This window comes from Sphaerisporangium sp. NPDC049002 (assembly GCF_040649355.1).
Classification (GTDB): domain Bacteria; phylum Actinomycetota; class Actinomycetes; order Streptosporangiales; family Streptosporangiaceae; genus Sphaerisporangium.
Map to the genome: position 1 here is coordinate 1 of NZ_JBEZFH010000419.1, position 1,926 is coordinate 1,926.

Below are 1,926 nucleotides of genomic sequence, written 5' to 3' on the forward strand. Positions count from 1 at the left end.
TTGTGAACACGAACGCGGGAGGTGAGAAGCGATAGCGCTTCGCTGAACGCGGTGCTGTGTGAGAGATGGAGGTTTGTTGGCCCTCCAGAGTCGCTCTGCGGGGAGAGGCTCTAAACCACCCCGAGCTGCATTGGCTGAAGACCGTTGTGGTGAACGTCGAGGGAAAAGGCGCGACTTGATCGCGTCAGGTGAGGTCCGGGAAGATGAGCGATGGGCGGAAGCCCTCTGCCGTTGACGTGTCGAAAAGAAGTCAGATGAGATCGAAACCGGAGTCGTAAGACTACTCCGGGATGAGTCTGGGGGATACCCGTTTACTGCCCAGGCGGTCTCCGGCATATAGGCAGCATGAGCCCGGACAAGGCTCTCGCATGGAACGTGTGAAGGCGCGTCCCGATACTGCCGCTGCCTCAGCGGCGAGAGGGAGAACTCCAAGCGGCTAATCCGTGAGGAGCAGAGTACCGATGCGGGATGCGCTGGCGGACTCGCCCGTAGTAGCTGTGAAGCCTCTGCGTATCGCAGTGGAGGTGGAGCCAAGGGGTGGGGTCGTCCTGGTGAACGAGTGTGATCAACCGAGAAGGGAGGAATCGCATGAGTGAGCCAAAGTCTCAGGTCAAGTCGTACGACATGCCAAAGCGCCTGGTATGGGATGCGTGGCTGAAAGTGAAAGAGAACGGAGGGGCGGCCGGGGCCGATGGCGTAACGATCGCCCAGTTCGAGGAGAATCTGAAGGACAACCTCTACAAACTCTGGAATCGTATGTCCTCGGGGAGTTATTTTCCCGGTCCGGTCCGCGCGGTGGAGATACCCAAGAAAGGCGGGACGAGGGTTCTCGGCATCCCGAATGTGGTCGACAGGGTGGCGCAGACCGCGGCGGTTATGGCGTTGGAGCCGAACGTGGAGAAGGTGTTCCACGAGGACTCCTATGGCTACCGTCCCGGACGGTCACCGTTGGACGCTGTCGCGGCCTGCCGTCAACGGTGTTTCAAGAAGGACTGGGTCGTCGACTTGGACGTCAAAGCCTTCTTCGACTCCGTGCCATGGGATCTGATGCTGAAAGCGGTCGAGCGGCACACGGACTCGAAATGGGTCATGCTCTATGTGGAACGCTGGCTCAAAGCGCCGATGCTGATGCCTGATGGCACCCTCAATGCCCGGACGAAGGGAACGCCGCAAGGCGGTCCGGTATCCCCGTTGCTCGCCAATTTGTTTCTGCACTACGGCTTCGATATGTGGATGGCTCGGGAGTTCCCGACCGTCACATTCGAGCGGTTCGCAGATGATGCGGTGGTCCATTGTGCGACTGAACGGCAAGCCCGACAGGTGCGGGCGGCGATCGAAGGTCGGTTCGCCGAGATTGGGCTGGTACTCCACCCTGAAAAGACGAAAATCGTGTACTGCAAGGACAGCAGACGCCGCCTGGAACATGATCAGGTGACGTTCACGTTCTGCGGCTATGCGTTTCGTCCACGGATGGCGTTCGACAAGAACCGGAAGCAAGTTTATACCGGGTTCCTGCCGGCGGTGTCCCCGGACAAGCTGACCGAGATGAGCCGGAAGATCGCGGCCTGGCGGATCCATCGGCGCACGAATCAGACACTCAGTGAAATCGCACGCTGGTTGAACCCGGTTCTGCGAGGCTGGTTCAACTACTTCACCGTGTTCTACCCGAGCAAGGTGAAACCCCTCTGCGAGCGCATCGACCGCCATCTGATGCGCTGGGCGCAATGGAAGTATGAGCGGCTGAAACGCAGCGACAAGAAGGCGCGAAAATGGTTGAAGGCCGTCCGGGAACGGGCGCCTCGGCTGTTCGCGCATTGGGAACTGCGGTATTGACCTGGCGACTGGACGGCACGAGCCGGATGAATCGAGAGGTTCACGTCCGGATCTGTGGGGGCGGGCAGGTGAGATTCCTGCCCGCTACCCGGC

General features: G+C 60.1%; 1 protein-coding gene. It reads left to right on the top strand.

Going from position 1 to position 1,926, the window contains the following annotated elements; translation table 11 throughout:
• Positions 1 to 588: 588 nt before the first annotated feature.
• Entirely contained in the window at positions 589 to 1,833 is a 1,245-nt protein-coding gene (gene ltrA / locus AB0B89_RS36165) for a group II intron reverse transcriptase/maturase (RefSeq protein ID WP_358562228.1), read from the top strand.
• Positions 1,834 to 1,926: the final 93 nt, after the last annotated feature.